The sequence below is a fragment of the Psychrobacter sp. Sarcosine-3u-12 genome (assembly GCF_002836005.1).
GTDB classification, from domain to species: Bacteria; Pseudomonadota; Gammaproteobacteria; order Pseudomonadales; family Moraxellaceae; genus Psychrobacter; species Psychrobacter okhotskensis.
Map to the genome: position 1 here is coordinate 1 of NZ_PJBY01000014.1, position 5,590 is coordinate 5,590.

2 tRNA genes and 3 rRNA genes are annotated in these 5,590 nt (G+C 48.4%); all 5 read right to left on the reverse strand.

The window, feature by feature from the left end:
* Nucleotides 1–8: 8 nt before the first annotated feature.
* Nucleotides 9–122 (reverse strand): 5S ribosomal RNA (gene rrf, locus CXF65_RS00740).
* A gap of 184 nt (nt 123–306) precedes the next feature.
* A 23S ribosomal RNA gene (locus CXF65_RS00745) occupies nt 307–3,168 on the reverse strand.
* 358 nt (nt 3,169–3,526) lie between these two features.
* Nucleotides 3,527–3,602 (reverse strand) — tRNA-Ala (locus CXF65_RS00750).
* Between the two features lie 9 nt (nt 3,603–3,611).
* Nucleotides 3,612–3,688 (reverse strand) — tRNA-Ile (locus CXF65_RS00755).
* Nucleotides 3,689–3,780: 92 nt separating this feature from the next.
* Nucleotides 3,781–5,319: ribosomal RNA gene (locus tag CXF65_RS00760) — 16S ribosomal RNA — on the reverse strand.
* The 16S, 23S and 5S rRNA genes sit together here with 2 tRNA genes alongside, the layout of an rRNA operon.
* Nucleotides 5,320–5,590 lie beyond the last annotated feature (271 nt).

A 5,590-nucleotide genomic window follows, 5' to 3' on the forward strand; every position in this document is an offset into this window, starting at 1 on the left:
GAATAGAGAGCTGACGATGACCTACTCTCACATGGGCGAACCACACTACCATTGGCGCAACGATGTTTCACTTCTGAGTTCGGGAAGGGATCAGGTGGGGCCATCGCGCTATTGTCGTCAGCAAAGGGGGTTAGATATGAGTCTGATGTTATTATGACGTCAAGATATTATCTATTGGTCGACCAACTTGTAACCTAACTGAATCAAGGTTAAAGGTGATATCGAAATATTCTTTCTTTTATTCTAAAGCTTTCGCTTTACAAGATAGATTAATTAGAGCTTTGATACAAACCACTTGGGTGTTGTATGGTCAAGCCAAACGAGCAATTAGTACAGGTTAGCTACACACATCGCTGTGCTTCCACACCCTGCCTATCAACGTCGTAGTCTTCAACGGCTCTTTAGGGAAATCTAATCTTGAGGTGGGCTTCCCGCTTAGATGCTTTCAGCGGTTATCCCATCCGAACGTAGCTACCGGGCAATGCCACTGGCGTGACAACCCGAACACCAGAGGTTCGTCCACTCTGGTCCTCTCGTACTAGGAGCAGATCCTCTCAAATTTCCAACGCCCACGGTAGATAGGGACCGAACTGTCTCACGACGTTCTAAACCCAGCTCGCGTACCTCTTTAAATGGCGAACAGCCATACCCTTAGGACCTGCTTCAGCCCTAGGATGAGATGAGCCGACATCGAGGTGCCAAACACCGCCGTCGATATGAACTCTTGGGCGGTATCAGCCTGTTATCCCCAGAGTACCTTTTATCCGTTGAGCGATGGCCCTTCCATACAGAACCACCGGATCACTAAGACCTACTTTCGTACCTGCTCGACTTGTGGGTCTCGCAGTTAAGCGCGCTTTTGCCTTTATACTCTACGACCGATTTCCGACCGGTCTGAGCGCACCTTCGTACTCCTCCGTTACTCTTTAGGAGGAGACCGCCCCAGTCAAACTACCCACCATACATTGTCCTCGGTATTGTTATACCTGAGTTAGAACCCCAACATGACCAGGGTGGTATTTCAAGATTGGCTCCACCAAGACTAGCGTCTCGGCTTCAAAGCCTCCCACCTATCCTGCACAAGTCAGGTCAAAGTTCAATGTAAAGCTGTAGTAAAGGTTCACGGGGTCTTTCCGTCTAGCCGCGGGTACACAGCATCTTCACTGCGATTTCGATTTCACTGAGTCTCTGCTGGAGACAGCGCTGCCATCATTATGCCATTCGTGCAGGTCGGAACTTACCCGACAAGGAATTTCGCTACCTTAGGACCGTTATAGTTACGGCCGCCGTTTACTGGGGCTTCGATCAAGAGCTTCGCTTACGCTAACCCCATCAATTAACCTTCCAGCACCGGGCAGGCATCACACCCTATACGTCCACTTTCGTGTTTGCAGAGTGCTGTGTTTTTAATAAACAGTTGCAGCAGCCTGGTATCTGCGACTGTCAACAGCTCAAGGAGCAAGTCCTATCACCATCAACAGCGTACCTTCTCCCGAAGTTACGGTACCATTTTGCCTAGTTCCTTCAGCAGAGTTCTCTCAAGCGCCTTGGTATTCTCTACCTGATCACCTGTGTCGGTTTAGGGTACGATTCGTTTATAACTATTGCTTAGAAGCTTTTCCTGGAAGCATGGTATTTGCCACTTCGCTGTACAAGTACAGCTTGCTATCAGATCTCAGCCATATAACAACCCGGATTTACCTAAGTTGTAAGCCTACATCCTTTCACCTGGACAACCAACGCCAGGCTGACATAACCTTCTCCGTCCCTCCATCGCATTATAAACAAGTATCGGAATATTAACCGATTTCCCATCGACTACGCCTTTCGGCCTCGCCTTAGGGGTCGACTCACCCAGCCCCGATTAACGTTGGACTGGAACCCTTGATCTTCCGGCGTGCGAGCTTTTCACTCGCATTATCGTTACTCACGTCAGCATTCGCTCTTGTGATACCTCCAGCATGCCTTACGACACACCTTCACAGGCTTACACAACGCTCCCCTACCACTTGAAAACAAATTCAAATCCGCAGCTTCGGCTCCTAGTTTGAGCCCCGTTACATCTTCCGCGCGGGCCGACTCGACTAGTGAGCTATTACGCTTTCTTTAAAGGATGGCTGCTTCTAAGCCAACCTCCTAGCTGTCTATGCCTTCCCACCTCGTTTCCCACTTAACTAGGAATTTGGGGCCTTAGCTGGCGGTCTGGGTTGTTTCCCTCTCCACAATGGACGTTAGCACCCACTGTGTGTCTCCCGGATATCACTCATCGGTATTCGGAGTTTGCATCGGTTTGGTAAGTCGGTATGACCCCCTAGCCGAAACAGTGCTCTACCCCCAATGGTGTTCGTCCGAGGCGCTACCTAAATAGCTTTCGGGGAGAACCAGCTATCACCGAGTTTGATTAGCCTTTCACCCCTATCCACAAGTCATCCCCTGGCTTTTCAACGACAGTGGGTTCGGTCCTCCGGTGCCTGTTACGGCACTTTCAACCTGCTCATGGATAGATCACTCGGTTTCGGGTCTATGCCCTGCAACTAAACGCCCTATTAAGACTCGGTTTCCCTACGGCTCCCCTAAACGGTTAACCTTGCTACAGAACATAAGTCGCTGACCCATTATACAAAAGGTACGCGGTCACCCTAATAAATTAAGGCTCCCACTGCTTGTACGCACACGGTTTCAGGTTCTATTTCACTCCCCTCACAGGGGTTCTTTTCGCCTTTCCCTCACGGTACTGGTTCACTATCGGTCAGTCAGGAGTATTTAGCCTTGGAGGATGGTCCCCCCATCTTCAAACAGGATTTCTCGTGCCCCGCTCTACTTAATATGTTAACGCTAATGTTTCGAATACAGGACTATCACCTACTACGGTCAGCTTTCCCACGCTGTTCTTCTACATTAGCACTAATCGGCTTCTCCCCGTTCGCTCGCCGCTACTTGGGGAATCTCATTTGATGTCTATTCCTAAGGGTACTGAGATGTTTCACTTCCCCTCGTTCGCTTCTTGTACAAGTACAAGATACCTACCTTATGGTAAGTGGGTTTCCCCATTCAGAAATCTCCGGATCACAGGATATTGCCGCCTCCCCGAAGCTTATCGCAGGCTGTCACGTCTTTCATCGCCTCTGACTGCCAAGGCATCCACCATGTGCGCTTCATTACTTGACCATACAACCCCAAGTAGTCTTAACTTATAAATAAGTTTTAACTTCAAAGTGTTATATAAGTCTAATTATGATAACGATATCACCTATGTTTATACGCTTGATTCAGTTCTCTTTACTTTTTTAATAACTCACTACTGGGATAACAACTGATGTCGTTAAGTAGTGAGTTATTAAGGTTAGGAACAACGCGTGAACACGTGTTCCTAACCCAGACTCATATCTATGTTTTTAAATAGTTCTTACGCTCTCGTCGAGTCATAAGTTCTGTATAAAACAGAAAGAAATAATCGTATGATGTAATATCTGAATTATTTGTTTCTGTTTATGCTTGTTTAATATATCTACTATCGTATTTATTATGGTGGAGCCAAACGGAGTCGAACCGTTGACCTCCTGCGTGCAAGGCAGGCGCTCTACCAACTGAGCTATGGCCCCGTAAATAAATGGTAGGCCTGGGCAGACTTGAACTGCCGACCCCCGCGTTATCAACACGGTGCTCTAACCAGCTGAGCTACAGGCCTGTGTCTGCCTGTCAAGGCAAAGCGCTAATAATAAATACTAGCTAAACTAAAGAACAACTTGTTGTGAATTCTTGCTGACCGAATGCCATCTATAAGGAGGTGATCCAGCCGCAGGTTCCCCTACGGCTACCTTGTTACGACTTCACCCCAGTCATCAACCACACCGTGGTGAACGCTCCCCCGAAGGTTAAGCTATCCACTTCTGGTGCAATCAACTCCCATGGTGTGACGGGCGGTGTGTACAAGGCCCGGGAACGTATTCACCGCGGCATTCTGATCCGCGATTACTAGCGATTCCTACTTCATGGAGTCGAGTTGCAGACTCCAATCTGGACTACGATAGGCTTTTTGAGATTCGCATCACATCGCTGTGTAGCTGCCCTCTGTACCTACCATTGTAGCACGTGTGTAGCCCTGGTCGTAAGGGCCATGATGACTTGACGTCGTCCCCGCCTTCCTCCAGTTTGTCACTGGCAGTATCCTTAGAGTTCCCGGCTTAACCCGCTGGTAACTAAGGACAAGGGTTGCGCTCGTTGCGGGACTTAACCCAACATCTCACGACACGAGCTGACGACAGCCATGCAGCACCTGTATTCTAATTCCCGAAGGCACTCCCGCATCTCTGCAGGATTCTAGATATGTCAAGACCAGGTAAGGTTCTTCGCGTTGCATCGAATTAAACCACATGCTCCACCGCTTGTGCGGGCCCCCGTCAATTCATTTGAGTTTTAACCTTGCGGCCGTACTCCCCAGGCGGTCTACTTATTGCGTTAGCTGCGTCACTAAGTCCTCAAGGGACCCAACGACTAGTAGACATCGTTTACGGCGTGGACTACCAGGGTATCTAATCCTGTTTGCTACCCACGCTTTCGAGCCTCAGTGTCAGTATTATGCCAGAAGGCTGCCTTCGCCATCGGTATTCCTCCAGATCTCTACGCATTTCACCGCTACACCTGGAATTCTACCTTCCTCTCACATACTCTAGCTCAACAGTATCAGATGCAGTTCCCAGGTTGAGCCCGGGGATTTCACATCTGACTTATCGAGCCACCTACGCTCCCTTTACGCCCAGTAATTCCGATTAACGCTTGCACCCTCTGTATTACCGCGGCTGCTGGCACAGAGTTAGCCGGTGCTTATTCTGCAGCTAATGTCATCGTCCGTGGGTATTAACCACGGAGTCTTCTTCACTGCTTAAAGTGCTTTACAACCAAAAGGCCTTCTTCACACACGCGGCATGGCTGGATCAGGGTTTCCCCCATTGTCCAATATTCCCCACTGCTGCCTCCCGTAGGAGTCCGGGCCGTGTCTCAGTCCCGGTGTGGCTGATCATCCTCTCAGACCAGCTACAGATCGTCGCCATGGTAGGCCTTTACCCCACCATCTAGCTAATCCGACTTAGGCTCATCTAATAGCGAGAGCAGTAAACTGCCCCCTTTCTCCCGTAGGTCGTATGCGGTATTAATTCGAGTTTCCCCGAGCTATCCCCCACTACTAGGTAGATTCCTAAGTATTACTCACCCGTCCGCCGCTCGACGCCTGGTAGCAAGCTACCATCGTTTCCGCTCGACTTGCATGTGTTAAGCCTGCCGCCAGCGTTCAATCTGAGCCATGATCAAACTCTTCAGTTTAATCTTGCTATGAAGCTCTTTAAAGAAGCTTCTAAACTTGGCTCATCTAATCTGGCAAAATCGCTAAAAATTATGTTCGTAATGAATTAACTTTGAGTTTTTCTGCTGTCTTAAATGATAATTTTTATAGTTAATAATCTCTCCGAAAAGAAAAGATAGTCAACTTTATTTTTTAGCATTCTGAATCAGCAAAAATCCACACAAGTTGTTCTTTAGTTATGCTTTTAAATAGTGTTCATCTACTGTCGTCCAGTAGGTGATTATATAGGGT